Annotated in this window: 27 protein-coding genes; 15 read left to right on the top strand and 12 right to left on the bottom strand. The window is 69.7% G+C overall.

Translation table 11 applies throughout. The annotated features are described in order from the left end of the window. Positions 1-4 precede the first annotated feature (4 nt). Positions 5-790 carry a Fe-S cluster assembly ATPase SufC gene (sufC, locus tag HRF36_RS05350; protein WP_123517742.1) on the top strand — a complete coding sequence of 262 codons (786 nt, stop codon included), beginning with the start codon at positions 5-7 and terminating at the stop codon, positions 788-790. Between the two features lie 2 nt (positions 791-792). Beyond that, positions 793-1,125: a metal-sulfur cluster assembly factor gene (locus HRF36_RS05355; RefSeq protein ID WP_043594998.1), complete on the top strand. Its 333-nt coding sequence runs from the start codon at positions 793-795 to the stop codon at positions 1,123-1,125. Between the two features lie 93 nt (positions 1,126-1,218). Here HRF36_RS05355 and HRF36_RS05360 read toward each other — a convergent pair whose 3' ends face one another. Beyond that, complete coding sequence (locus HRF36_RS05360; protein WP_173207203.1) at positions 1,219-1,824, bottom strand: biotin transporter BioY; 606 nt, start codon at positions 1,822-1,824, stop codon at positions 1,219-1,221. A 148-nt stretch (positions 1,825-1,972) separates the two neighbouring features. Here HRF36_RS05360 and HRF36_RS05365 point away from each other — a divergent pair, with 148 nt between their 5' ends. After that, a complete protein-coding gene (locus HRF36_RS05365) occupies positions 1,973-3,571 on the top strand; it encodes an ABC-F family ATP-binding cassette domain-containing protein (protein WP_173207205.1) in 1,599 nt (532 codons plus the stop codon). Between the two features lie 30 nt (positions 3,572-3,601). On the opposite strand, the gene HRF36_RS05370 is transcribed toward HRF36_RS05365, so the two are convergent. Genes HRF36_RS05370 through HRF36_RS05380 form a run of 3 tightly spaced genes read right to left on the bottom strand, consistent with a single transcriptional unit; the run spans position 3,602 to position 5,060 of the window. Then, the gene (locus tag HRF36_RS05370; RefSeq protein WP_173207208.1) at positions 3,602-4,453 is read right to left on the bottom strand and encodes an SURF1 family protein; all 852 of its coding nucleotides are present in this window, start codon (positions 4,451-4,453) and stop codon (positions 3,602-3,604) included. Continuing rightward, positions 4,450-4,686 carry a hypothetical protein gene (locus HRF36_RS05375; RefSeq protein ID WP_043594994.1) on the bottom strand — a complete coding sequence of 79 codons (237 nt, stop codon included), beginning with the start codon at positions 4,684-4,686 and terminating at the stop codon, positions 4,450-4,452. The genes HRF36_RS05370 and HRF36_RS05375 overlap by 4 nt, the downstream gene beginning before the upstream one ends. Further along, positions 4,686-5,060: a DUF3099 domain-containing protein gene (locus tag HRF36_RS05380; RefSeq protein ID WP_371740024.1), complete on the bottom strand. Its 375-nt coding sequence runs from the start codon at positions 5,058-5,060 to the stop codon at positions 4,686-4,688. The genes HRF36_RS05375 and HRF36_RS05380 overlap by 1 nt, the downstream gene beginning before the upstream one ends. A 206-nt stretch (positions 5,061-5,266) precedes the next feature. Between HRF36_RS05380 and fabG the strand changes: the two genes are divergently transcribed. Further along, on the top strand, positions 5,267-5,977 hold the full coding sequence (gene fabG / locus HRF36_RS05385; RefSeq protein ID WP_173207211.1) for a 3-oxoacyl-ACP reductase FabG: 711 nt from the start codon (positions 5,267-5,269) through the stop codon (positions 5,975-5,977). 79 nt (positions 5,978-6,056) lie between these two features. Here fabG and serB read toward each other — a convergent pair whose 3' ends face one another. Beyond that, positions 6,057-6,695: a phosphoserine phosphatase SerB gene (gene serB / locus HRF36_RS05390; RefSeq protein ID WP_173207214.1), complete on the bottom strand. Its 639-nt coding sequence runs from the start codon at positions 6,693-6,695 to the stop codon at positions 6,057-6,059. Between the two features lie 54 nt (positions 6,696-6,749). Continuing rightward, the gene (locus HRF36_RS05395) at positions 6,750-7,991 is read right to left on the bottom strand and encodes a glucose-1-phosphate adenylyltransferase (RefSeq protein ID WP_173207217.1); all 1,242 of its coding nucleotides are present in this window, start codon (positions 7,989-7,991) and stop codon (positions 6,750-6,752) included. A 47-nt stretch (positions 7,992-8,038) separates the two neighbouring features. On the opposite strand from HRF36_RS05395, the gene glgA reads away from it, so the two are divergent. The 3 genes from glgA to HRF36_RS05410 all read left to right on the top strand — a co-directional run bounded on the left by glgA (position 8,039) and on the right by HRF36_RS05410 (position 10,386). Next, positions 8,039-9,223 carry a glycogen synthase gene (gene glgA, locus HRF36_RS05400; protein WP_173207219.1) on the top strand — a complete coding sequence of 395 codons (1,185 nt, stop codon included), beginning with the start codon at positions 8,039-8,041 and terminating at the stop codon, positions 9,221-9,223. A gap of 10 nt (positions 9,224-9,233) precedes the next feature. After that, complete coding sequence (locus HRF36_RS05405) at positions 9,234-10,019, top strand: ABC transporter ATP-binding protein (protein WP_173207222.1); 786 nt, start codon at positions 9,234-9,236, stop codon at positions 10,017-10,019. A gap of 118 nt (positions 10,020-10,137) precedes the next feature. Next, entirely contained in the window at positions 10,138-10,386 is a 249-nt protein-coding gene (locus HRF36_RS05410) for a type B 50S ribosomal protein L31 (RefSeq protein WP_043594989.1), read from the top strand. Between the two features lie 154 nt (positions 10,387-10,540). Here HRF36_RS05410 and HRF36_RS05415 read toward each other — a convergent pair whose 3' ends face one another. Together HRF36_RS05415 and treS are read right to left on the bottom strand one after the other, a co-directional pair. Then, on the bottom strand, positions 10,541-11,263 hold the full coding sequence (locus HRF36_RS05415; protein WP_173207974.1) for a 3'-5' exonuclease: 723 nt from the start codon (positions 11,261-11,263) through the stop codon (positions 10,541-10,543). Between the two features lie 54 nt (positions 11,264-11,317). Further along, positions 11,318-13,057, bottom strand: a complete 1,740-nt coding sequence (gene treS / locus HRF36_RS05420; RefSeq protein WP_173207225.1) for a maltose alpha-D-glucosyltransferase — start codon at positions 13,055-13,057, stop codon at positions 11,318-11,320. 70 nt (positions 13,058-13,127) lie between these two features. Here treS and HRF36_RS05425 point away from each other — a divergent pair, with 70 nt between their 5' ends. Together HRF36_RS05425 and HRF36_RS05430 are read left to right on the top strand one after the other, a co-directional pair. Then, entirely contained in the window at positions 13,128-14,033 is a 906-nt protein-coding gene (locus tag HRF36_RS05425) for an alpha/beta fold hydrolase (protein ID WP_371740026.1), read from the top strand. Next, positions 14,030-15,118 carry a glycosyltransferase family 1 protein gene (locus HRF36_RS05430; RefSeq protein ID WP_173207227.1) on the top strand — a complete coding sequence of 363 codons (1,089 nt, stop codon included), beginning with the start codon at positions 14,030-14,032 and terminating at the stop codon, positions 15,116-15,118. Before HRF36_RS05425 ends, HRF36_RS05430 begins: the two co-directional genes overlap by 4 nt. Positions 15,119-15,143: 25 nt before the next feature. Here the strand turns inward: HRF36_RS05430 and HRF36_RS05435 are convergent, their stop codons facing one another. After that, positions 15,144-15,791 (bottom strand): histidine phosphatase family protein, encoded by a 648-nt coding sequence (locus HRF36_RS05435; protein WP_173207230.1) that lies wholly within the window; start codon positions 15,789-15,791, stop codon positions 15,144-15,146. A 29-nt stretch (positions 15,792-15,820) separates the two neighbouring features. After that, entirely contained in the window at positions 15,821-16,663 is an 843-nt protein-coding gene (locus HRF36_RS05440) for an NAD-dependent protein deacetylase (RefSeq protein WP_173207233.1), read from the bottom strand. A gap of 103 nt (positions 16,664-16,766) precedes the next feature. Here HRF36_RS05440 and HRF36_RS05445 point away from each other — a divergent pair, with 103 nt between their 5' ends. After that, positions 16,767-17,594 carry an RNA methyltransferase gene (locus tag HRF36_RS05445; protein ID WP_173207236.1) on the top strand — a complete coding sequence of 276 codons (828 nt, stop codon included), beginning with the start codon at positions 16,767-16,769 and terminating at the stop codon, positions 17,592-17,594. Further along, positions 17,591-18,823 (top strand): D-alanyl-D-alanine carboxypeptidase, encoded by a 1,233-nt coding sequence (locus tag HRF36_RS05450; protein WP_173207239.1) that lies wholly within the window; start codon positions 17,591-17,593, stop codon positions 18,821-18,823. The genes HRF36_RS05445 and HRF36_RS05450 overlap by 4 nt, the downstream gene beginning before the upstream one ends. A gap of 9 nt (positions 18,824-18,832) precedes the next feature. Here the strand turns inward: HRF36_RS05450 and HRF36_RS05455 are convergent, their stop codons facing one another. Then, positions 18,833-19,621, bottom strand: coding sequence for an SGNH/GDSL hydrolase family protein (locus HRF36_RS05455; RefSeq protein ID WP_173207242.1), 789 nt, complete (start codon positions 19,619-19,621; stop codon positions 18,833-18,835). Between the two features lie 85 nt (positions 19,622-19,706). Between HRF36_RS05455 and HRF36_RS05460 the strand changes: the two genes are divergently transcribed. The 4 genes from HRF36_RS05460 to HRF36_RS05475 all read left to right on the top strand — a co-directional run bounded on the left by HRF36_RS05460 (position 19,707) and on the right by HRF36_RS05475 (position 24,361). Further along, a complete protein-coding gene (locus tag HRF36_RS05460; RefSeq protein ID WP_254281142.1) occupies positions 19,707-20,846 on the top strand; it encodes an acyl-CoA dehydrogenase family protein in 1,140 nt (379 codons plus the stop codon). A 91-nt stretch (positions 20,847-20,937) separates the two neighbouring features. Then, entirely contained in the window at positions 20,938-22,221 is a 1,284-nt protein-coding gene (dinB, locus tag HRF36_RS05465) for a DNA polymerase IV (RefSeq protein WP_173207263.1), read from the top strand. 122 nt (positions 22,222-22,343) lie between these two features. Continuing rightward, positions 22,344-24,089 carry a DEAD/DEAH box helicase gene (locus tag HRF36_RS05470; RefSeq protein WP_217271058.1) on the top strand — a complete coding sequence of 582 codons (1,746 nt, stop codon included), beginning with the start codon at positions 22,344-22,346 and terminating at the stop codon, positions 24,087-24,089. 17 nt (positions 24,090-24,106) lie between these two features. Then, positions 24,107-24,361: a hypothetical protein gene (locus HRF36_RS05475; RefSeq protein WP_173207269.1), complete on the top strand. Its 255-nt coding sequence runs from the start codon at positions 24,107-24,109 to the stop codon at positions 24,359-24,361. On the opposite strand, the gene HRF36_RS05480 is transcribed toward HRF36_RS05475, so the two are convergent. Next, positions 24,310-24,891, bottom strand: coding sequence for a hypothetical protein (locus HRF36_RS05480; protein ID WP_173207272.1), 582 nt, complete (start codon positions 24,889-24,891; stop codon positions 24,310-24,312). The genes HRF36_RS05475 and HRF36_RS05480 overlap by 52 nt on opposite strands. Positions 24,892-24,908: the final 17 nt, after the last annotated feature.

The raw sequence follows: 24,908 nt of genomic DNA on the forward strand, positions 1-24,908 counted from the left end.
ACGCATGTCCACTCTCGAGATCCGCGACCTCAAGGTCAGCATCGACACCGACGCCGGGCCCAAGCCCATCCTCAAGGGCGTCGACCTCACCATCAACGAGGGCGAGATCCACGCCGTCATGGGCCCCAACGGCTCGGGCAAGTCCACCCTCGCGTACACGATCGCCGGTCATCCCCGCTACAACGTCGACGGGGGTTCCATCCTTCTCGACGGTCGAGAGGTCCTCGAGATGAGCGTCGACGAGCGCGCCAAGGCGGGGCTCTTCCTCGCCATGCAGTACCCCGTCGAGATCCCCGGCGTCACGGTCTCGAACTTCCTCCGCACGGCCAAGACCGCCCTCGACGGCGAAGCGCCCGCCATCCGGGGCTGGATCAAGGACCTTCGCGAGTCGATGACCGCCCTGAAGATGGACTCGGCCTTCGCCGAGCGCAACGTCAACGAGGGCTTCTCGGGCGGCGAGAAGAAGCGCCACGAGATCATGCAGCTCGAGCTGCTCAAACCGAAGTTCGCCGTGCTCGACGAGACCGACTCCGGTCTCGACGTCGACGCGCTGAAGATCGTGTCCGAAGGCGTCAACCGCGCCAAGGCCAACACTGGCCTCGGACTCCTGCTGATCACGCACTACACGCGCATCCTGCGCTACATCAAGCCCGACTTCGTCCACGTGTTCGTCGACGGCCACGTCGCCGACGAAGGTGGGCCCGAGCTGGCCGACCGTCTCGAGAACGAGGGCTACGACCGGTACGTGACGGCAGCCGCCGCAGAGGCCGCCGCGACCACGGCGGTCTGACCATGGCCGTCGCACTCAGCCCCGAGAAGTTCGATCAGACCATCGAGGCCTTGAAAGAGGTCGTCGATCCCGAGCTCGGCGTCAACATCGTCGACCTGGGGCTCATCTACGATCTGGCGATGGACGAAGAGCACGAGAACGCGCTCATCATCAGCATGACCCTCACGAGCGCCGGTTGCCCCTTGACCGACGTCATCGAGGGTGACACCGCCAATGCCCTCGACGGGGTCGTCGACGCGTTCCGCATCAACTGGGTGTGGATGCCGCCGTGGGGCCCCGATCGCATCACGGACGACGGACGCGACATGATGCGTGCCATCGGGTTCTCCATCTGACCCTGTCCGCCGGCACGACGACGAAGCCCCGCCCCTCGAGAGGGGCGGGGCTTCGTCGTGTGTGATCCGACGAGGACCTCGGGGTGGGAGGAGTCAGTCGCCGACGCGCTTCAGGAGACGCCAGGCGAGGGGGAGTGCAGACGCGGCGATCAGCCATTTCGCGACGCCACCGACGACGAACGGGTAGAGGCCGGCCGCGAGAACGCTGGGCAGGTCGTTCGGCAGACCCAGCGATCCGAGCACGACAGCCAGGTAGGGGAGGCCCACGGCGAAGGGAATGAGACTGGCGAGGAAGAAGGCGGCCGCCGAGCGCCACCACTTCTTGTCCCAGTCCCGCTCCGACAGCCAGCCGATGACGGCAGCCGCGACGACGAAGCCGATCACGAAGCCGAAGCTCGGCTTGAGAACGCTGAGCGGACCCCCCGAGAACTCGGCGAAGATCGGAAGACCGGCGACGCCCAGCACGAGGTAGGAGGCCAGCGCGAGCGCTCCACGACGCGCGCCGAGGGAAGCACCCACGAGCATCACACCGAGCGTCTGCCCTGTGACGGGCACCGGCCAGAGGGGGACCTGGACCTGCGCGAGGGCCGAGACGACGGCCACGCCACCGAGCACGAGGGCCACGTCGGTGGCGGCGCCACGGGCCACCAAGCGGTCGGCGAGGACCGGCCGTGAGGTCGATGCGGCAGCGTTCGTCATGGGGACTCCTAGAATGGGTAGGTTGATCGGCCGAGCGGCTGGTCGGCAGCGCAGTGCTGCGACCCTCTCCACACGACGTCCCCATCCTATGGGCGGCCCTCCTCCGGGCCCCGTTGTGGACTCCTCACCAATCGATTGGACATCTGCTGTGCTCTCCGTGCACGATCTCGAGATCCGCGTCGGCGCGCGCCTCCTCATGGCCGACGTCTCGTTCCGGGTCGACCGGGGCGACAAGATCGGCCTCGTCGGCCGTAACGGCGCCGGCAAGACGACCATGACCAAGACCCTCGCCGGCGAGACGATGCCGACGGGCGGCAAGATCGAACGCTCCGGCGAGATCGGCTACCTCCCGCAGGACCCTCGCAGCGGCAACCCCGAGGACCTGGCCCGGACGCGCATCCTGGACGCCCGCGGGCTCGGTCAGCTGCTGCTCGGCATCCAAGAGGCCACCCTCGCCATGGGTGATCCCGACCCCGACGTAGCTGCCCGCGCCATGAAGCGCTACGGCGACCTCGACGATCGGTTCAACGCCCTCGGCGGGTACGCGGCCGAGGCCGAAGCCGCGTCCATCGCCAGCAACCTGAGCCTTCCCGATCGCATCCTGGACCAGCCCCTCTCCACGCTCTCCGGTGGGCAGCGCCGACGCATCGAGCTGGCCCGCATCCTCTTCTCGGCCGCCGACACGATGATCCTCGACGAGCCGACGAACCACCTCGACGCCGACTCGGTCGTCTGGCTCCGCGAATACCTCAAGACCTACCAAGGCGGGGTCATCGTCATCAGCCACGACATCGAACTGGTCGAGGAAGTCGTCAACCGCGTCTTCTACCTCGACGCCAACCGGCAGGCCATCGACGTCTACAACATGGGCTGGCGCAACTACCAGCGGCAACGGGCCGCCGACGAAGAACGCCGCAAGAAGGAGCGCTCCAACGCCGAGAAGCAGGCCTCGGCCCTGCAGAAGCAGGCGGCCCGCTTCGGCGCGAAGGCCTCGAAGGCCGCGGCGGCGCACCAGATGGTGGCACGCGCCGAGAAGCTGCTCTCCGGCCTCGACGAGGTGCGTGCGGTCGACCGCGTCGCGAAACTCCGGTTCCCGACGCCGGTCGCCTGTGGCAAGACCCCGCTCATGGCCTCGAACCTGTCCAAGAGCTACGGTTCGCTCGAGATCTTCACGGCGGTGGACCTCGCCATCGACCGCGGCTCGAAGGTCGTCATCCTGGGCCTCAACGGCGCCGGCAAGACGACCCTGCTGCGCATCCTCGCCGGTGTCGACGCTCCTGACACGGGCCAACTCGAGCCGGGTCACGGGCTGCGGGTCGGCTACTACGCGCAGGAGCACGAGACGATCGACGTCAAGCGCAGCGTGCTCGAGAACATGGTGTCGTCCTCGCCGAACATCACCGAGATGGAAGCCAGGAGGGTCTTGGGTTCGTTCCTCTTCACGGGTGACGACTCGGCCAAACCGGCCGGCGTGTTGTCGGGTGGAGAGAAGACCCGTTTGGCACTGGCCATGATCGTCGTCTCCGGGGCGAACGTCCTGCTGCTCGACGAGCCCACCAACAACCTCGACCCCGCGAGCCGACTCGAGATCCTCGACGCCCTGAGCAACTACGAAGGGGCCGTCGTCCTCGTGAGCCACGACGAGGGAGCCGTGGAGGCCCTGAACCCCGAACGGGTGCTGATCATGCCCGAGGGAACCGAGGATCACTGGACCCCGGACTACTCCGACTTGATCAACCTGGCCTAGCGGCCACGGTCGCTGCGGCCGACCGAGCAGTCAGCGACGTGCGGCGTCGAGGATCTCGTCCTCGACGTCGTTGTCGTGTCGCGGTCGGGCCTCACGCCGCCGTTGGCGTTCGGCCTCGCGTTCGACGAGTTCGTCGTCGTCGGCGTTCTGATTGCGGTACTCCTGTCGGAAGACGTAGAACAGGAATCCGAAAGCCCCCACCGCGAACATGAGCCACTGGACGAAGTACGACAGGTTGAGGCCCGTGTCTATCTCGGGTCTCGACGACGGCACCGGCGCCGTGGCCGGTGCCGGGCTCTCGCTGACGACGAGGCCGTAGGCGCTCGAGTAGATGGGCTGCCCCACACGCGACTCGACCTCGCTGAGCTGGATGGTCGCGATCTGGTTCGTGCCGGGCACGCCCGTCCGGTCGCCCAAGGCCGGTTCACCGGGTTTGAGGCGTGCGACCACCGTGACGTCGCCCGAGGGAGGTGCGGGCACGACGTCGGGGGAGTCCTGCGCGTTGCCGGTCGGCACCCAGCCTCGGTCGATGACGAAGACCTCGCCCTGTGTGGTGCGGAACGGCACCAGGACCTCGAAGCCGGGTTGGCCGTTGAGCGGGCGGTTGCGCACGAGCAGCTCGTCCGCGGTGAGGTAGCGACCGGTCATCTCGACCGGTTGCCATTCTTGAGCGGATTCGTACGAGGACAACTCGGGCAGAGCCTGCTGCAGGGGGATCGGGTCGGCGTCGTAGGTCTGCTCGAGCTGGTGCACGACCGCGAGCTTCTCGTCATGACGAGACCATTGCCAGTGGGCCAGGAACACGCAGATGATCGCGAAGACGACGGCGACGGCCAGGTACCCCAACCACCGGCGCGACAGGGCGAACCGGATGTTCGTCACCGCGCCTCCGTTCCAACCTGTTCGACGACCTCTGACACCCCCGTCACGACGACCGGGAAGTCACGTGCTTCGAGGAACTCGCGCAGGAAATCGACGTGCTCATCGCAGGCCGACCACACCTTGACCCGATCGATGCCGTGGATCTTGGGGTTGCGCCAGTGCACATTATGCCGTGCCTCGGCTCGACACGAGGCGCGAGAGCACTGCACGCCCACGGGATCGAGGCCGAGCATCAGGCGCTCCTCCGCTCGGAACCCGCCTCGTCGGGTGCGTCGTCGGGCGCGGGGGCGGGGCCTGCCGGCCCGGCGTCGCCGTCGACCACCGTCGGCCGGAAGGGTGCCTGCGGCTCACGGTACAGCTCGATGCCGCCGGGGCTCTCGACGGCATCGCCCGACTCGTGACCGACGTTCGCGAAGACGACCGCGATGTAGGGGATGACGACGGCACCGATGACGGGCAACAACGTCCACCAGCCGAGCGGGAAGACGAAGCAGAGGGCGATGCAGACGAGCCTGATGCCCATCGCGACCAGGTACTTGACCATGCGGGAGTGCCGGTCGTCGGTGGGGGACGGTGGGAGGGACGTGATCGTGTTCGAGGCCTTCACGGGGGCACACCTCGATGTCGGGAGGAGGGCGGACGCACCACGGACGGGTGCCGGATCGATCTCGGGGACCAGGCGTCCGGGGGACCGCCTCGATCCTAAGACCCGGGTCCGACAGTAGGCTGGTCGACGGCCTGCCGATCACAGGTTCGCCGTCCCGTCGCCGCACCACGCGGCGACCGTCGAGATCGCACACGAGGAGATCGCCCATGACCACGCCCCGCACCGTCCTCGTCACGGGTGGCAACCGAGGCATCGGATTCGCCATCGCCGAGGAGTTCGTCGCCCAGGGACACCGCGTCGCCGTCACGGCGCGCAGCGGCCAGGGGCCCGAGGGCACGCTGACCGTCGTCGCCGACGTCACCGACGCCCAGTCGATCGACTCGGCCTTCACGACGATCGAAGCGCAGCTCGGCCCGGTCGAGGTCGTCGTCGCGAACGCCGGCATCACCAAGGACGGCCTGCTCATGCGCATGACCGAAGACGACTTCACCTCGGTCCTCGACACCAACCTCGGCGGGGCGTTCCGGGTCGTGAAGCGTGCGTCGAAGGGCATGCTCAAGGCCCGGTTCGGCCGCATCGTCCTCGTCTCGAGCGTCGTCGGCCTCTACGGCGGCCCGGGCCAGGCGAACTATGCCGCCTCGAAAGCGGGCCTCGTCGGCTTTGCCCGCTCGCTGACCCGCGAGCTCGGGGCGCGCGGCATCACGGCCAACGTGGTGGCGCCCGGCTTCGTCGAGACCGACATGACGGCCGTCCTGCCCGAGGCGCAGCAGGCCGAGTACAAGAAGAGCATCCCCGCCGGCCGGTACGGCACACCGGCCGAGATCGCGAAGACGATCGCGTGGATCTCGAGTGACGATGCCGCGTACATCTCGGGGGCCGTGATCCCCGTCGACGGGGGTCTCGGCATGGGCCACTAGGTCCCGCCGCGGCCCACCGGTGCGACCAGTGCAGGAGGCGCAAGCCGACACCCGGCGCGGGTCGACCCGCCGCGGTGGCTCAGCCCCGCAGCCCCAGCAAGGGCAGCACCTGTGACAGGTCGTTCGTCCCGACGACGACGTCCGCTCGCTCGCGGACCCGCGGCTTTGCGTTGAAGGCCACGGACAACGCGGACGCGGCCATCATCTCGAGGTCGTTGGCACCGTCGCCCACCGCGACGGTGTGCGTGAGGGCGACCTGTGCCTCCTCGGCCCACTCTCGGAGGGCGGCGGCCTTCGCGTTCGAGTCGATCACGGGGCCGGAGACCCGCCCGGTCAGCCGCCCCGCACGGAGTTCGAGGCGGTTCGCCCGACGGAAATCGAGGCGCAGGTCGTCGGCCAGCGGGTCGAGGGTCTCGTGGAACCCGCCCGATACGACGCCGACGAGACCACCCGCGGCGTGGACGCCGTTCACGAGTTCTCGGACGCCGCGAGTCGGCGTGAGGCGCGCGCGCACGTCGGCGAACACCGACTCGGGCAGCCCCTCGAGGGTCGCCACGCGCTCGGCGAGGCTCGTGGCGAAGTCCAGCTCGCCCGCCATCGCCCGGGAGGTGACGTCCTCGACCTGCTCTCGCGAGCCCGCCGCATCGGCGAGCAGCTCGATCACCTCGTCCTCGATCAGGGTGGAGTCGACGTCGAGGACGATGAGGAAGCGCGGCACGCCGACAGCCTAGGTCCGTCGGCGTCCCGCGCCGGTCCGTGTGACGAGAGACGTCTACTGGTCGACGCGGACGCCCTTGCCGACCACCGTGATGCCTGACGGCGTGACGGTGAACCCGCGGGCCCGATCGGCCTCGGGATCGACGCCGACGGAGGCGCCGGCCGCGATGACGACGTCCTTGTCGAGGATCGCGCGGTTGACGACGGCGTTCGGCCCGACGTGTGCCCGTTCGAACACGACCGAGTCGACGACACGCGATCCGCTGTCGAGGGTGCACCACGGGCCCAGCACGCTGCGTTCGACGTGGGCCCCCGAGAGCAGCGACCCGAGAGAGACGATCGAGTCGATCGTCGTGCCGAGGTTGCCGTGCCCGTCCCGGACGAACTTCGCCGGGGGAGAGTTGAGCTGCTGGCTGAAGATGGGCCAGGCGGTGTTGTAGAGGTTGAAGATCGGCAGGGCCGAGATGAGGTCGCGGTGCGCGTCGTAGAACGAATCGATGGTGCCGACGTCGCGCCAGTAGTAGCGATCGCGCTCGGTCGAGCCGGGCACCTCGTTGCGGTTCAAGTCGTAGACGGCGGCGTCGCCGCGCGAGACGAAGTCCGGGACGATGTCGCCGCCCATGTCGTGATTCGAGTCGGGCTTCTCGCCGTCACGGAGCACGGCGTCGATCAGGACGTCCGCGTCGAACACGTAGTTGCCCATCGAGGCGAGGATCTCGTCGGGGGAGTCCGGCAGTCCCGTGGCGTCCGTCGGCTTCTCGAGGAACCGGCCGATGCGCGTCGGGTCGTCGGAGTCCACCTCGATCACACCGAACTGGTCGGCCAGCGAGATGGGCTGGCGGATCGCGGCGACGGTCACCCCGGCACCCGAAGCGATGTGCGCCTCGATCATCTGGGAGAAGTCCATGCGGTAGACGTGGTCGGCACCGACCACGACGACGATGTCTGGCTTCTCGTCACGCAACAGGTTGAGGCTCTGCAGGATCGCGTCCGCGCTGCCGGCGAACCATCGCTTGCCGAGCCGCTGTTGAGCAGGGACCGAGGCGACGTAGGCGCCGAGGAGGCCCTCGATGCTCCAGGTCTGCGACACGTGGCGGTCGAGGCTGTGCGACTTGTACTGCGTGAGGACCACGATCTGCCGCAGACCCGAATTGATCAGGTTGGACAGGGCGAAGTCGACGAGACGGTAGTTGCCACCGAACGGGACAGCGGGCTTCGCGCGGTCGGCGGTCAGCGGCATCAGGCGTTTGCCCTCGCCGCCAGCCAAGACGATGCCGAAGATCTTCTTTGATGCCATGGGGCCAGAATGGCACGATTCACGGCCGCACGACTACGGTGAACCACGTGCGAGTCGATGTCATCACCAAGGAATACCCGCCCAACGTGTACGGGGGCGCTGGCGTCCACGTCGTCGAGCTCGTCAAGGCCTTGCGTCAGGGCGTCGAAGTGCAGGTGCGTGCCTTCGGCGAGGTCGACTCCGAAGCCGACACGACCGGCTACCCCGACCTGCCCCAACTCGACCAGGCGAACGCGACCCTGCGCACCCTCGGCGTCGACGTCACCATGGCCCAGGACGTCGCCGGCGCGGACGTCGTGCACAGCCACACCTGGTACGCCAACGCTGCCGGTCAGCTGGCCCAGATGCTGCACGGCGTCCCCCACGTCCTGACGGCCCACAGCCTCGAGCCTCTCCGACCCTGGAAGGCCGAGCAGCTCGGCGGTGGGTACCGGGTCTCGAGCTGGATCGAGCGACAGGCGTACGAGACCGCCGATCGTGTCATCGCCGTGAGCGACGGCATGCGACGTGACATCCTCCGCTCGTACCCCTCGATCGACGAGTCCAAGGTCGAGGTCGTCTACAACGGCATCGACCTCGAGGGCTGGCAGCGCGTCGACGACGCCGAACTGGTCCGCGGCCTGGGCATCGACCCCGACCGCCCGTCGGTCGTCTTCGTGGGTCGCATCACGCGCCAGAAGGGACTGCCGTACCTGCTGCGTGCCGCCAAGCTGCTGCCCGCCGACGTGCAGCTCGTGCTCTGTGCCGGTGCGCCCGACACCCCAGAGATCATGGCCGAGGTCACGGGCCTCGTCCGCGAATTGCAAGAAGAACGCACCGGGGTCGTCTGGATCGACACCGTGCTGCCGCGGCACCAGCTCAGCGCGGTCCTGAGCCAGGCCACGACCTTCGTCTGCCCCTCGGTCTACGAGCCCCTCGGCATCGTGAACCTCGAAGCCATGGCCTGTGGCGTCCCGGTCGTGGGGTCGGACACGGGCGGTATCCCCGAGGTCGTCGCGGACGGCCTCACGGGTCGCATCGTGCCCCTCGAGCAGGTGCAGGACGGCACCGGCACCCCCGTCGACCCCGATCGCTTCGTCGCCGACCTGGCGGCGACGCTCACCGAGGTCGTCTCCGACCCGGCGCTCGCCCGCCTGATGGGACGGGCCGGTCGCATGCGGGCGGAAGAAGAGTTCTCGTGGTCACGGATCGCCGAGCAAACCCTGCGGATCTACCAGGGCCTGCTCAACTAGGCTGAGCCGCATGCCTACCGTCCTGCAGCTCACCGATGTCTCGATCGTCCGAGGCGGCACCGCCGTCGTCGACAAGCTGACCTGGACGGTCGACTCCGACGAGCGCTGGGTCGTGCTCGGCCCCAACGGCGCCGGCAAGACCAGCTTGCTGCAGGTCGCCGCAGCGCAGAGCCACCCGTCCTCGGGCGAGACCAGCATCCTCGGCTCCGACCTCGGATCGGTCGACCTGTTCGACCTGCGACCGCGCATCGGCTTCGCGTCGACGGCCATCGCCCGTCGCATCCCCGCCAAAGAGAAGGTCGTCGACGTCGTCTTGACGGCCGCCTACTCGGTAACGGGCCGGTGGAACGAAGAGTACGAAGGCGTCGACGTGCGTCGTGCCCACCGCGTGCTCGACGAATGGAAGCTCGACCACTTGTCCGACCGCACCTTCGGCGAGCTGAGCGACGGGGAGCAAAAACGCGTGCAGATCGCCCGATCGGTCATGACCGACCCCGAGCTGTTGCTGCTCGACGAGCCCGCAGCCAGCCTCGACCTCGGAGCCCGCGAAGAACTGCTGCAGATGCTGTCGGGCTATGCGTCGTCCGAAGGCGCACCCGCCATCGTCATGGTGACCCACCACGTCGAAGAGATCCCTCGGGGCTTCACGCACGCCCTGCTGCTCGATCACGGCTCCGTCGTGGCGGCCGGCCCACTCGACGAGGTCATCACGGCCGAGACCCTAGGGGCCACCTTCGGGGTCGATCTGCGTGTCGAGTCCGACGGCGGCCGGTACTCGGCTCGCGCAGCAGGCTGACCCGAGCCTCCTACGATCCAGGCCGTCGGTCTGGTATCGTTGACAGCTGGCCCGCAGCACCAGTGCGTGTGCCTCCTGAACTCACCATCATCACTCGTTCGCTAGACCTAGGACAATCATGAAGACCGACATCCACCCCGAGTACAAGCAGATCGTCTTCCGGGACCTCGCGTCGGGCGCCACGTTCCTCACGCGCTCCACGACGACCAGCGACAAGACCATCGAGCTCGACGGTGAGACCTACCCGGTCATCGACGTCGAGATCTCGTCCGAGTCGCACCCGTTCTACACGGGCAAGCAGCGCATCCTCGACTCGGCCGGTCGTGTCGAGAAGTTCAACTCGCGTTACAAGAACTTCGGCAAGTAGGCAGCAGCCCGTTCGCCAGGCAGAGGCGGTCCACTTCGGTGGGCCGCCTCTTTCGTGCGTCGGGGGGAGAAGTGTCGTGTGAGACGGTCGACGCCGTGAACCCTCGGCACCGGAGGCGCGGACGAGCCGTGGAGGCGCGGGCGCGTGATCCTGCTCAGGCGAAGGGCAGCGGGCGATGAGGCCAGTCCCCGTGCGCCGTGAAGGTGGGGTCTTTCGCACGGCGCATGTACTGCTGGAAGCTCTCGGCCTGGGCCTTGCACCAACCGACCTGGAGGTCGTGCAGTTCGGTGACGGGCAGGTCGAGCCGATCGGGGTAGCGTTTCGCCATCGCCTGGGCCACCCGCCCCGCTGCGATCGCATCGGCCCCGGCGTCGTGCGCATCGTCGAGGGACACGCCGTAGACGGCCGCCGCGGCCTCGAGGGTGCGCTTGCCCTTGCGGTAGGTGTCGACGGCCTTGTCGATGACGAGGGGATCGACGACGCACCCGATCTCGCCCACCTTGCCCAACGGCTCGACGCCGTGGCGACGTGCCTCACGGTCGAGCAAGGTGAGGTCGTACGGGGCGTTGTAGACGACCAGCGGCACACCTCGGGCGAAGACGGCCCTGATGGCGGCGACGATCTCGGCCACGACCTCAACGGCCGGACGCCCCTCGGCACGTGCCCGCTCGGTCGAGATGCCGTGCACGGCGCTCGCCTGCTCGGGGATCTCGACACCCGGGTCGGCCAACCACTCGCCGTGCGCAACGGTGGACCCTGCGGCATCGATCAGACCCACGTGCGCGGTGACGATGCGGGCCGTCTCGACGTCGATGCCCGTCGTCTCGAGGTCGAAGACGCCGAGCGCCTGCCACCAAGCGGCCGGTGGCTCGCCCACGGTCGCGAGATCGGGAGCGGCGCCTGTCGTCTCGGTGTCAGTCACCCTGCGAGCTTAGGAGGCGCCACCGACAGCGGGCGTCGCCACGGCAGGAACGTCACCGACGTGCAGCCAGAAGAATGCCTGCGTGCCGAGCGTCAACGTGACCTTGCCCTCGTCGTCGAAGGACGGGAACTGTGCCCCGCCGAACAGGTCGAACAGCGTGCGCCCGGCGAACTGCGGGGCCACGATGTCGACCGAGGTCGGGTTGTGTCCGAACGAGAACACGCAGAGGATGTCCTCCGCCGAGTCGCCGAACTGCGTGCCCGCGCCCTCGTACGAGCGGACGAACGAGAGCACCGACTCCTGGTTGGTCTCGAGCACCTCGAGGGTCCCGAGGCCGAACGTTGGGTGGGCCTTGCGCACGTGGATGACGTTCCGCACCCAGTGCAGCAACGACCGCGACTGCGCCAACTGGCTCTCGACGTTCACCAGGTTGTAGTTGTAGACGAGCGACTGGACGACCGGGAGGAACAGCTTGCCCGGGTCCGCCGTCGAGAACCCGGCGTTGCGGTCCGGAGTCCACTGCATGGGCGTGCGCGACGAATCGCGGTCCGGCAGCCAGATGTTGTCGCCCATTCCGATCTCGTCGCCGTAGTACAGGAACGGGCTGCCCGGGAGGGAGAACAGCAGGGCGTGCACCAGCTCGAGCTCGGCCCGGGAGTTGTCGAGCAGGGGCGCCAAGCGGCGCCGGATGCCGATGTTGGACCTCATGCGCGGGTCGTAGGCGTACCAGCCGTACATCGCCTGGCGGTACTCCTCGCTGACCATCTCGAGGGTGAGCTCGTCGTGGTTGCGGAGGAAGACCGCCCACGCGGCGCCCGGCGGCACCTCGGTCGTCTCCGAGAGGATGCGTTTCAGCTCGTCGGCGCTCTGGGCGCGCAGCGAATAGAAGATGCGGGGCATGACCGGGAAGTCGAAGGCCATGTGGCACTCGGGCTCGTCCTGGGTGCCGAAGAACGCCGCCGTCTCGGCGGGCCACTGGTTCGCCTCGGCGATGAGCACCCGGCCGGGGAACTCCTCGTCGACCATCGCGCGCAGGCGCTTGATGAACTCGTGCGTCGCCGGTTCGCCCTCGCCGTTGCCTTCCTCGGTCTCGAACAGATAGGGGATGGCATCGAGTCGCAGCCCGTCGACACCCATCGCCAGCCAGTGCCGAACGACGTCGAACACGGCCTCTTGCACTGCCGGGTTCTCGAAGTTGAGGTCGGGCTGGTGCGAGAAGAAGCGGTGGAAGAAGAACTGGCGGCGCACCGGGTCGAATGTCCAGTTGGACTCCTCCGTGTCGACGAAGATGACCCGGATGTTCGAGTACTCGTCGTCGGTGTCACGCCAGACGTAGAAATCGCCGTAGGGCCCCTCGGGATCCTCGCGGCTCTGCTGGAACCACTCGTGCTGGTCGCTCGTGTGGTTCAGCACCATGTCGATCACGATGCGCATGTTGCGCTCGTGCGACTTGGTCACGAGGTCGCGGAACTCGTCGAGCGTGCCGAACTCGGGCAGGATCGACTTGTAGTCCTGGATGTCGTAACCACCGTCGCGAAGCGGCGACTGGAAGAACGGCGGCAGCCAGAGGGCGTCGACGCCGAGCCACTGCAGGTAGTCGAGGCGGGTGAGCAGTCCCTGCAGGTCACCGGCACCGTCGCCGTTGCTGTCGACGAAGGACCGCACCATCACCTCGTAGAACACCGCACGGCGGTGCCAGTTGGGGTCGAGGGTCAGTCCGGGCTGCTGGATCGGGGCAGTGAAGCTCACGCGCCCACCCTACGGGCGCAGACCCCCGGGCGCGCACTCCGGTCAGCGCGTCGCTCGTAGACTCGGGCGCGTGATCGTCCGACCCCCCCGCGTGAAGTCGCCGTACCGTGCCCGCCTCGACGCCCGAGCGGTGCGCGACGACGTCGTCGAGGTCGCCGGCAGCCTGACCCGCTACTGGACCTACGAACCGCCCGAGGGTCGGGAGGCGCGGGTCACCATCGTCGCGGTGCACGGCTTCCGAGGTGACCACCACGGTCTCGAACCGGTCGTGGCGCATCTCGACCACGCCCGGGTCGTCATGCCGGACCTGCCGGGCTTCGGCGAGTCCACCCCGCTCGACGGTGAGCACAGCGTCGCGGCGTACGCCCGCTGGTTGACGTCGTTCGTGGCGAGCCTCTCGGTCGGTGACGACGTCGTCGTCCTGGGGCACTCCTTCGGCTCGATCGTCACGTCGGCCGCGGTGGCCGACGGACTCCGCACCTCCCGGTTGATCCTGGTCAACCCGATCGCAGCACCCGCCCTGCAGGGCCCGCGCGGTGTCGTGACGCGCCTCGCCGTCTTCTACTACTGGGCCGGGGCGGCCCTGCCCGAGCGCGTCGGTCAGCGCGTGCTGCGCAACGCGGCCGTGACCCGCGTGACCAGCCTCGCGATGGTCAAGACGCGCGACCGGGCACTGCGGCGCTGGATCCACGACCAGCACGACAGCTTCTTCTCGCGCTTCTCCGACCGGCGGGTCGTGCTCGACGCGTTCCGCGCCTCGGTGTCGAGCGACGTCAGCACGTACGCCTCCGGCGTCACGGTGCCCACATTGCTCGTGGCCGCCGACCGTGACGACATCACCGCACTGCCCGCTCAGCACCGGCTGCAGGCACTCTTCCCCGACGCGACGCTCGACGTGATCGAGGGGGTCGGCCATCTGATCCACTACGAGAAGCCGAGGCAGGCCGCGGCCGCGATCGAGGCGTTCGTCCGATGAGGGTCGTCGTCGACTGCCGGTACGTCCGCGTCGGGCGCCACGACGGTATCAGCCGCTTCAGCGCCGGCGTCGTGTCGGCTCTGGCCGAGCGGCACGACGTGACCATGCTCGTCAGTGACCCTCGCCAGCTCGACAAGCTGCCCGATCAGCCACATCTGCTCGTCAGTTCGCCGACGAGCGTCCTCGAGCCGCTCGTCGCTCGGCAGGTCAACCGGCTACGGCCCGACGTCGTCTGGTCGCCCATGCAGACGATGGGGTCGGCCGGGCGTCGGTACCCGCTCGTGCTGACCCTGCACGACCTGATCTACTACACGAACCGCACGCCTCCGCCCGAGTTCGCGCTGCCCGTCCGGCTGCTCTGGCGGCTCTACCACCTGGCCTGGTGGCCTCAGCGGGTGCTGCTGAACCGTGCCGACGCGATCGTCACCGTGAGCCGCACGACGCGCGACGAGATGCGCCGACACCGGCTGACCGACCGGCCGGTGACGGTCGTGTACAACGCCGCCGATCCGGTCGACGGGGTCGAGCGGCGCACCGCGCCGGAGCGACGCGACCTCGTCTACATGGGGTCCTTCATGCCGTACAAGAACGTGTCGGCGCTGGCCAGGGCGCTGCCGTTGCTCGACGGGTACCGGCTGCACCTGATGAGCCGCGTGTCCGAGGTCGAGCGCGCCTCCTTGACGACCCTGGCGCCCGCCGGGTCGCTGGTCTTCCACGACGGGGCCGACGACGACGAGTACCGCGATGCCCTGCTCGGCGCGACCGCCGTCGTGACGGCCTCGAGGGCCGAGGGGTTCGGCATACCGCTGGTCGAGGGCATGGCCCTCGGGACGCCCGCCGTGGTCAGCGACATCCCGATCTTCCGCGAGATCGGCGGTGACGCGGCGCTGTACTTCGACCCGTCGTCGCCCGCCTCGATCGCGGCGGCCGTGCGGCGGCTCGAGGGCGAGTGGGAGTCACGCTCGGCCGCGTCGATCGAGCAGGCGGCCCGGTTCAGCTGGCGCGACTCCGCCGACGTGCTGCTGCGGCTGCTGGCGGACGTCGCCGCCGCGGGCAGCCATCGGCGTCGACGCTCGGGACGCTGACGGGCCAGGAGCCCGAGCAGGGTTCTCACACCGGGTCGGCCGCCTCGCTCTCGAGGGCGTTCTGGTACTCGAAGGCATAGGTGCCGGGGCGCTCGGACTCGACCTCGATCGGGTCGTCGAACTCTCGTAGCGTCAACGCGTCGCCCGCGAACTCGAACGAGTGGATCGACCCGTTGCGGATGGGCACGCCGAGATGGGCGTCGGTGTCGGGGGAGACGTGGTTCACGACCGCCCGGATGACGGCACCGTGCGTCGCGACGACCACGGACGCCCCGTCGCCGTACCTGGCGGCGATCGTGGCGAGAGCGGGCAGCACCCGCCCCACGAGGGCCCCTCGGCTCTCGCGACCGGGCACCGGTGTTCCGGGCGGAAAGCGTGCCTCGACCTGTTCGCCGGTCAGCCCCTCGGCGTCGCCGTAGCGGCGCTCGGCGACCTCTGGCGCGAGTTCGGGCGGAGCGAGGCCGAGCCGAACGGCGATGATCGCCCCGGTCTCGGCCGCCCTCGACAGGGGACTGGCGACCACGGCGTCGAAGCGACGCCGGGCGAGCAGGCCGCCGGCCTCACGGGCCTGCGCCCGACCCAGGTCGTTCAGGGGGATGTCCGTCGAGCCCTGGATGCGCCGGGCGCGGTTCCAGTCGGTCTCACCGTGGCGGACCAGGTACAAGAGCGTCATCGTTCCTCCGGTGGACGGAGCCCGGGACGCTACGCGCCCAGGTGCTCGGCCAGGGCCGCCAGGGTCTCCGACGTGCCGGCGTCCAGCTTAACCGTGGCTCGGGAGTCTCCCTTGGTGACTCCCCGGTTGAGGACGACCACGGGCAGCTTGCGGCGCGTGGCCTGGTCGAGCAGGCGGATGCCACTGTTCACGACCAGCGACGAACCCGCGACGAGCAGCGCCTCGGCGCCGACGACCATCGAGCGAGCCTCGGCGAAGCGCTCGGTGGGCACGAACTCCCCGAAGAACACCACGTCGGGCTTGAGCAAGCCTCCGCAGACCGTGCAGGTCGGGACGACGAAGGCGTCGATGTCGTGCACCTCGACGTCGCCGTCCGGGGCGAGCCGCACCTGGTCGGGCTCGTCGATCCACGGGTTCTCGGCCGTGAGGCGTGCCGCGACCATGTCGCGGGCGAAGGCCTGCCCGCAGGTGAGGCAGACCACGCGGTCGACGGTGCCGTGCAGGTCGACGACCCGGCGGGACCCCGCGCGCACGTGCAGGTTGTCGACGTTCTGGGTGATCACGCCGTTCGTCACGCCGGCGGCCTCGAGTCGGGCCAGCGCCCGGTGCCCTTCGTTGGGCCCGGCGGCCCGGAAGGACTTCCAGCCGAGGTGGCTGCCGGCCCAGTAACGCTTGCGGTAACTCTCGCTCGAGAGGAACTGCTGGAAGGTCATCGGGTTGCGCGGGGGAGCACCCGCGCCGCGGTAGTCGGGGATGCCCGAATCGGTGCTGACACCGGCCCCGGTGAGCACGGCCACCCGGCGCCCGCGGAGGGCCTCGACCGCGGCCTCGAGGGCCTGCTCGTCGGTGGGGACCGCGGGGGCGTTAGACACGGGTGGGGCTCCTTCGGGTGCGGTGACGCTAGCCTAAACGCGTCCCCCTCCGATTCGATTCCAGCTGTCGCCCGTCCGCGGGGGCCGTCCCCCGTGGAGCACCGTGCACGTCACCCGCATCACCGACCTCGACCACGAGGCCCTGGCCGACTACAACCGCCTCACCGACGTCGCCCTGCGGCGCGTGTCCGAGCCCGAGGGCGGCCTCTACATCGCCGAGTCGACCAAGGTCATCGAGCGGGCGCTGAGGGCGGGCCACGTGCCCCGGTCGGTGCTGATGACCGACCGCTGGTTGCCCGACATCGAACCCCTCGTCGCCGACCACGAGGGCGAGATCTTCGTCGGCGACGCGGCCCTGCTCGAGACCCTCACCGGCTACCACCTGCACCGCGGGGCACTCGCGTCGATGCACCGTCCCGAGCTGCCCTCGGTCGAGTCGGTGCTCGACGGGGCCCGACGTGTCGTCGTTCTCGAGGACATCGTCGACCACACGAACGTGGGCGCGATCTTCCGGGCCGTCGCGGGACTGGGGGCGGACGCCGTACTGATCACCCCGCGCTGCGCGGACCCGCTCTACCGGCGCAGCGTCCGCGTCAGCATGGGCACCGTGCTGCAGGTTCCGTGGACCCGGCTGCCCGAGTGGCCGGCGGGTGCCGGACTGCTGCGCAGGGCGGGGTTCGACGTGGCCGCCCTGGCGCTGAGCGACGACGCGGTGACCCTGGACGCCTACGCGGCCGCGCCTCCGGACCGCGTCGCCCTGCTGCTCGGCACCGAGGGCGACGGGCTCAGCCGTGCCGCCCTGCAGGCGGCCGACACCGTCGTCACCATCCCGATGCTGCACGGCGTCGACAGCCTCAACGTGGCCGCCGCCTCGGCCGTCGCCCTCTGGGCCCTGCGCGTGCCGACGGGCGGGTCGGAGGCGGTCGCGTGACCGGCGTCGACGGGCGTCGACGCCCCGGCGTGATCAGGAGGCGCGTGGGCGTGATCGCGCTGCTCGCCCTGGTCGTCGCGGTGGGCGGGTACGTCCCCCTAGCCCTGCTCAGCCCGCTGGCGCCCGCCGCGGCGGACGTCGCCGCGTACACCGCACCGGCCGAGGCGAGCCCCGACCTGACCTTCCCCGCCTACGGCGCGACGGCGGTCGAGGCGATCGGCTGGGACGACAGTCTGACGACGAGCGGCGACGAACGGCCCCGCCCCATCGCGAGCATCAGCAAGGTGGTCACGGCCCTCGTCGTGCTCGACGAGAAACCGCTCGACGGCGGCGACGGTCCGACCTTGACCTTCGGTCCGGCCGAGGCGGCCCTCGTCGACGCGTACCGCGCGCAGAACGGCAAGGTCGCGCCGATGGCGGCCGGTCAGATCCTCACCGAACGCCAGGTCCTCGAGGTCATGCTGATCGAGTCGGCCAACAACTACGCCGAGGTGCTGGCCCGGTGGGCGTTCGGCAGCGACCAGGCCTTCGTCGACGCCGCCCGGTCATGGCTCACCGACCACGGGCTCACCTCGACGACGCTCGTCGAGCCGACCGGGCTGTCGCCCCAGAACACGAGCACCTCGACGGACCTGATCGAACTCGGTCGACTGGCGCTGGCCGACCCCGACGTCCGCCGAACCGTCGGCACGACGACGACGACCGTGCCGGGCATCGGCGAGATCAGCAACAGCAACGGACTGCTCGGGCTCGACGGCGTCGTCGGAATCAAGACGGGAACCCTCGACGAAGCCGGGGCCTGTCTGCTCTTCGCGGCCGACTACACGATCGGCGGACAGCAGATCACGGTCGTGGGTGCCATGCTCGGCGGCGTCGACCACGACCAGCTCGACCGCGACGTCCAGGCTCTGCTCGCCAGCGTCGCCGACCGCTTCCGGACCGTCACCCTCACCAGCCGGGGCGATCCCTTCGCCACCTACGACCTGCCCTGGGGCGATGCCGCCCGCGCGGTGGCTGCAGAGGACGCCACCGTGCTCGTCTGGGGCGACGAGACCGTCGAGGCGTCGGTCGAGACGGACGACGTGGGCGCGGCCCCGTCCGGCACCCGCGTGGGTGACGTGACCTTCACCGTCGACGGAGAGCGGCACGTCGTGCCCCTCGAGCTCGACGCGAGCATCGGCGAGCCCGGGGCGTGGTGGCGGCTGACGCACCCCGACGAGGTGCTCTGAGGCGACCGCTCAGACGTCGTCGCGGTAGACCATGGTGACGGCGTCCGGTCGCTTCGCCCGGACGGAGTCGCCCGAGGACTGGTGCCGGATGCGGCGGACGACCCAGGGCACGAGGTACTCGCGGGCCCAACCCATGTCGTCGGCCCGAGCGCTGCGCCAGGGGCGACGTTCGAGCGGCTCGGGCTCGTACGGCGCGAGGTCGTTCTCGACCGCGAGGGCCTGCAGGACCATCCGTGCGATCGTGTGGTGGCCGAGGGGGCTGAAGTGCAGCCGGTCGGGCGCCCACATGCGTGGGTCGACGAGCTGACGCAGCGCCCACATGTCGGCGACCACGGCGTCGTGCCGCAGGGCGATGGCGTGGACGTGCTCGTTGTAGATGGCGACCTTGCCGCGGAGGCGACCGAGGACGGGCGTGAGACCGATGTCGGGCCCGGTGAAGACCACGACCGTGGCGCCGTCGGACCGCAGCCGCTCGACCAGCCCCTCGAAGCCGGCGGCGACCTCGTCCGGGTCGGTGCCGGGGCGGATGATGTCGTTGCCCCCGGCCGAGACCGAGATGAGGTCGGGCCGCAGGGCGAGCGCGGCCTCGGACTGCTCGTCGATGATCTGCTGCAGCAGACGGCCCCGGACGGCGAGGTTGGCGTAGGCGAAGTCCTCGGTCGAGGCGCCCAGCACCTCGGCGACGCGGTCGGCCCAGCCCCGGTGACCCCCGGGGGAGCGCTCCTCGGGGTCGCCGATCCCCTCGGTGAACGAGTCGCCCAGGGCGACGTAACGGGACCACGGGTGTTGCTGACTCATGCGACCAAACTACTCTCGACGCGTGCCCGCACCGAAGCCCTCCTCGGCGTCCGACCCGACCCGCGCCTCCTGGTCTCCCGACGAGATGCTGCCCGGCGGCCTTCTCGAGCGCTTCCGCGAACGGGCCGCCGGGCACGACCGCGAGAACACGTTCCCGCACGACGACCTGGCCGAGTTGCGTGAGCGCGGCTACCTGCGGGCCTTCGTCCCCACCGAGCGAGGAGGCGCGGGGCTCGGACTCGAGCAGGTCGCGTCGCTGCAGTCACGGCTCGCCACCGCGGCACCGGCCACCGCGCTGGCGATCAACATGCACCTGGTCTGGACCGGGTGCGCGGCCGTCCTGAGCGCCCGGGGCGACGATTCGCTCGACCTGGTGCTCGAGGACGCGGCGCAGGACGAGGTCTTCGCCTTCGGCGTGAGCGAGCCCGGCAACGACCTCGTCCTGTCCGACTCGGTGACGACGGCCGAGCCGTCGGACGACGGGGGGTACCGATTCACCGGCACCAAGATCTTCACCTCGCTCGCCCCGGTGTGGACGCGTCTCGGCGTCTTCGGCCGGGACGACACCGATCCCGACGCCCCGGCTCTCGTGCACGGGTTCGTGCATCGCGATCAGCCCGGCCACACCTCGCTGGACGACTGGGACACCATCGGCATGCGGGCGACCCAGAGCCACACGACACGACTGACCGGGGTCGAGGTGCCCGCCTCGCGCGTCGTCCGCCGACTGCCCGTCGGCCCGAGCGCCGACCCGTTCGTCTTCGCGGTCTTCGCCGTCTTCGAGACGACCGTCGCCGCCGTGTACCGGGGCGTCGCCCGTCGGGCCCTCGGGCTCGCCGTCGAGTCGGCGCTCGGCACGACCTCGCGACGGGCCGGGGGAGCGGCCCGGGCGTCCGACCCGATCGTCCGGTGGCGCGTCGCCGACGCGGCCGTGGCGGTGGACGGGCTCGAACCGCAGGTCGACCAGGTCGCCCGGGACGTCGATGCGCAGGTCGACCACGGCGCCGACTGGCCGAGACTCGTCGTGGGGCTCAAGACGCGTGCCACCGAGACGGCCCGCGCGGTGGTCGAGCAGGCGGTCACCGTCGCCGGGGGCTCGTCGTACCGGTCGTCCTCCGAGCTCGGTCGCCTGCAGCGCGACGTCCTCGCCGGACGCTTCCACCCGTCGAGCACCGACTCGGCACACGCCACCATCGCCGCCGCTCTGCTCGGGCCGGCGTCCTGAGGGCCGGGGCCGCCCGGTCGGCCCGACGTCCCGGGGCCGGGACAGGAGCCCCGACGGCGCGGTTGTCGGTGGGGCGTGTGAGGATGCTCCGGTGAGCAAACAAGACGGCAGCGGGCGACTCGTCACCACGGTGCCGACCGACGACGCGACCGCGCCGATCTTCCATGTCGACATGGACGCCTTCTTCGCCTCCGTCGAGCTGCTCGACCACCCCGAGCTGCGGGGCCGGCCCGTGGTCATCGGGCACCGCTCCGACCGGTCGGTCGTCACCGCCGCCACCTACGAGGCGCGCAAGTACGGCGTCAATTCGGCGATGCCCATGGCGATCGCGTTGCGCCGCTGTCCTCAGGCGATCGTGCTCGAACCGCACTTCGAGAAGTACCAGCACTGGTCCTCCCGCGTCATGTCGATGTTCGACGACGTCACGCCACTGGTCGAACGCCTCGGCATCGACGAGGCGTTCCTCGACGTCAGCGGGTCGATCCGCCTGATGGGCTCCCCGTACGAGATCGCCACGGCGCTGCGTCGTCGGGTTCACGCCGAGACCGGCCTCCACTGCAGCATCGGCGCCGCATCGACCAAGTTCGTCGCCAAGCTCGCCTCGAGCGTCGCCAAGCCCGACGGGCTCCTGCTCGTGCCACACCGCCACACCCTGGCGTTCCTGCACCCGCGACCGATCAGCGCCCTCTGGGGCGTGGGCGGAAAGACCGAGCAGGTGCTGCTCGATCGCGGCCTGCGAACCGTGGGTGACGTCGCCGCGGCCCCTCTCGACCTACTCGTCCACGCCGTCGGGCCGGCGGCGGGTGCGAAGCTCCACGATCTGGCATGGGGCCGCGACCCGCGCAGCGTCCACACCGAGACGGCCGAGAAGAGCGTCGGCAACGAGAACACCTTCGGCACCGACGTCGTCGACCCCGTCGTCGTCCGACGCGAACTCCTCCGCCTGAGCGACAAGGTCGGCACCCGCCTGCGGGCCGCCGGCGTGAGCGGCCGTACGGTCGTGCTCAAGCTGCGCACGACCGACTTCGTGACGATCACGCGGTCACGCACGCTCGCTGATCCCACCGACCTCGGTCGCCGCATCTACGACGAGATCCTGTCCCTGTACGAGGCGACCGGCAAACAGCACGAGCGCATCCGGCTCGTGGGCGTGCGCGTCGAGCAGCTCAGCGAGGGGACGGGTGGTGACTCGCTCGGCCTCTGGGACGACGACGCCGACTGGCGCGAAGCCGAGTCGACCATGGACGCCCTGCGGGCCAGGTTCGGGTCAGCCATGCTGACGCCGGCCTCGCTGCTCGGCACCTCACGACGTCGGCCCGGTGGGTCCGGACGCGGCGCGGGCGCCGCGTCCGTCGACGACCACGGTCGAGGGTAAACTCGGTTCGAGTGAGCACCGCCAACGCATCCGACCCCACCGGGGGTGAGCAGCACCTCGACGGCCTCTCGTCCGACCCACTCGACGTCGGCGTCTCGGCCGGCAATTCGGCCGCTGAACACCTGTCGCCCGCGTTCCCCGAGAGGGCCGCATGGGGCACCGCGAGCAAGCTTCGCGCCTGGCAGGCCGAGGCCCTCGAACTCTACTTCTCGACGATGCCGAGGGACTTCCTCGCGGCGGCCACGCCGGGCGCCGGCAAGACGACGTTCGCCCTCCGCCTCGCCACCGAACTACTCTCCCGAGGCGAGGTCGACCGCGTCGTGGTCGTCGCCCCCACCGAGCACCTCAAACGTCAGTGGGCGGACGCCGCCGACCGGGTCAACCTCCGCCTCGATCCGACGTTCAAGAACGCCGACGGCACCTTCGGGCGGCATTACCACGGCATCGCCGTGACCTACGCCCAGGTCGGCATGAAGCCCGAGGTCCACAAGGCGATCACCACGGCGGGACGGACACTCGTCATCCTCGACGAGGTCCACCACGGTGGCGACGCGCTCAGCTGGGGCGACGGCATCCGCGAAGCCTATTCCGGCGCGAGCCGCCGACTCTCGCTGACGGGAACTCCGTTCCGGTCCGACACGGCTCAGATCCCGTTCGTCCAGTACGCCCCCGACGAACACGGCATCCGCACGTCGAGATCCGACTACGCCTACGGCTACGGCCGGGCCCTCGCCGACGGCGTCGTGCGACCGGTCCTGTTCATGGCGTACGCCGGTCAGATGCGCTGGCGGACCCGCATGGGTGACGAGATGAGCGCGTCCCTGGGCGAGGCGGTGACGAAAGACATCACGGCACAGGCCTGGCGCACGGCGCTGTCCCCCCAGGGCGACTGGATACCGGCCGTCCTGTCGGCGGCGGACAAGCGACTCACCGAGGTACGTCGGGGCGTTCCCGACGCGGGTGGGCTCGTCATCGCCACCGATCACACCGCGGCTCGGCAGTACGCGGCAATCCTCCAGAAGATCACGGGCGAGCGGCCGACCGTCGTCCTCAGCGACGAGAAAGCGGCCTCCGACCGCATCCAGGCCTTCTCCGAGGGCGACAGCCGCTGGATGGTCGCGGTGCGCATGGTCTCCGAGGGTGTCGACGTGCCCCGATTGGCCGTCGGCGTCTACGCCACATCGGCATCGACACCGCTCTTCTTCGCCCAGGTCGTCGGCCGATTCGTCCGCGCCCGGCGACGGGGCGAGACCGCGTCGATCTTCCTGCCGAGCGTGCCCGGTCTGATGGCACTCGCCAACCAGCTCGAACTGCAGCGTGACCACGCACTCGATCGGCCCACGGACGCCGACGACGGTCTCTTCGCACCCGAAGAAGACATGATGGCCGCAGCCAACCGCGACGAGAAGGCCTCGAGCCTGCTCGAACAGCAGCCGTTCGAGGCACTCGACTCCCAGGCCTCTTTCGACCGCGTGCTCTACGACGGTGGCGAGTTCGGCACCGGTGGCGAGATCGGCAGCCTCGAAGAACTGGACTTCATCGGAATCCCTGGACTGCTCGAGCCCGATCAGGTGCGCGACCTGCTCCGTCAGCGGCAGGCCACCCAGGCCCGGAGGGCTCCCAAGACGGGCATGCCCACGACGGCTCCGGCCGTCGAGGCCCGACCGCTGTACCAGACGATCAAGGAACAACGTCAAGAGCTCAGTCGCCTCGTCTCGATCTGGTCGCGACACTCGAACGAACCACACGGGTTGATCCACGCCGATCTCAGGCGCATCAGCGGTGGACCGTCGGTCGCCCAAGCCAGCACCGAGCAGATCCAGAAGCGCATCGATGTGCTGCGCGGACGCCTCGGCCAGCGCGCCTGACCCGGTACGATCGCCCGATGCTCGACGAGACCGTGTCCGATCGGTGGACCGTCCGTGCCCACCCCGAGGCGGCCCCCGAAGCGGTCATCGAACGCTTCGGCGGCGGCTACCGCCTCAGCCGCTGGAGTCCGACGGATGACGAGCCGGTGAGACTGGGCGTCTTCACGTCGCCTGAACTCGCCGAGACGGCCTGGTGGCGATCAGTCGACCGCGAACGGAATCAGGGTCGACGCACGATGTCCGCACGGCGAACAGGACTCGAGGACGCCTGACGCCCGGCCGCAGGGCCTCGCCGGCCACCGCCGGTGTCGAGCACCGATACGCCCTCGTCCGAGCACATCAACACCGGTCGGACGCCGAAGGATCGGCCTCTGCCGAGTTCCGCGAGCTCGTCGGCCCATCGACGGTCCGTGACGTGGGGTGACGCGACACCCGGCCTCTCGAGGACGAACGCCACCGACGCGGCACCGAACTCGGTGGCGACGACGGCCAACGCGTCGCCGTAATGGCCGAGGGCGGCCTCGTCGGGCACCTCGGGAATGCCCTCGAGCGGCACCATCAGCGGCAGAGGGACGTCGTCGGCGTCGAAGAACAGCGTCCAGAGCTGACGGCGCACGGCCGCCGGGACGATGACCTGGACGTGACGAACGAGGTCGAGAGCGTCGCGCAGCGGTTCGTGGGGATCGCGGGCGGGCTCGGGTGGCTCCGCGATCCGCGGCGCGATGTGGTGGCCGTCGTGACCACCGGGCACATCGAGCGACGGGCGGGAGAGGGGGGCATGGAGTGTGGAGGCGACTGTCATGGTCAGAGCCTCGCGAA

It is taken from the genome of Frigoribacterium sp. VKM Ac-2836 (genome assembly GCF_013248995.1).
Taxonomy (GTDB): domain Bacteria; phylum Actinomycetota; class Actinomycetes; order Actinomycetales; family Microbacteriaceae; genus Frigoribacterium.

Excerpts from the sequence above, each read along its gene's own strand:
- HRF36_RS05435 (WP_173207230.1), bottom strand. The coding sequence starts at position 15,791 with ATGACGCTCTTGTACCTGGTCCGCCACGGTGAGACCGACTGGAACCGC.
- HRF36_RS05410 (WP_043594989.1), top strand. The coding sequence starts at position 10,138 with ATGAAGACCGACATCCACCCCGAGTACAAGCAGATCGTCTTCCGGGAC.
- HRF36_RS05460 (WP_254281142.1), top strand. The coding sequence starts at position 19,707 with ATGCTGCCCGGCGGCCTTCTCGAGCGCTTCCGCGAACGGGCCGCCGGG.
- HRF36_RS05405 (WP_173207222.1), top strand. The coding sequence starts at position 9,234 with ATGCCTACCGTCCTGCAGCTCACCGATGTCTCGATCGTCCGAGGCGGC.
- HRF36_RS05475 (WP_173207269.1), top strand. The coding sequence starts at position 24,107 with ATGCTCGACGAGACCGTGTCCGATCGGTGGACCGTCCGTGCCCACCCC.
- fabG (WP_173207211.1), top strand. The coding sequence starts at position 5,267 with ATGACCACGCCCCGCACCGTCCTCGTCACGGGTGGCAACCGAGGCATC.
- HRF36_RS05355 (WP_043594998.1), top strand. The coding sequence starts at position 793 with ATGGCCGTCGCACTCAGCCCCGAGAAGTTCGATCAGACCATCGAGGCC.
- HRF36_RS05375 (WP_043594994.1), bottom strand. The coding sequence starts at position 4,686 with ATGCTCGGCCTCGATCCCGTGGGCGTGCAGTGCTCTCGCGCCTCGTGT.
- sufC (WP_123517742.1), top strand. The coding sequence starts at position 5 with ATGTCCACTCTCGAGATCCGCGACCTCAAGGTCAGCATCGACACCGAC.
- HRF36_RS05480 (WP_173207272.1), bottom strand. The coding sequence starts at position 24,891 with ATGACAGTCGCCTCCACACTCCATGCCCCCCTCTCCCGCCCGTCGCTC.
- HRF36_RS05430 (WP_173207227.1), top strand. The coding sequence starts at position 14,030 with ATGAGGGTCGTCGTCGACTGCCGGTACGTCCGCGTCGGGCGCCACGAC.
- HRF36_RS05395 (WP_173207217.1), bottom strand. The coding sequence starts at position 7,991 with ATGGCATCAAAGAAGATCTTCGGCATCGTCTTGGCTGGCGGCGAGGGC.
- HRF36_RS05455 (WP_173207242.1), bottom strand. The coding sequence starts at position 19,621 with ATGAGTCAGCAACACCCGTGGTCCCGTTACGTCGCCCTGGGCGACTCG.
- HRF36_RS05360 (WP_173207203.1), bottom strand. The coding sequence starts at position 1,824 with ATGACGAACGCTGCCGCATCGACCTCACGGCCGGTCCTCGCCGACCGC.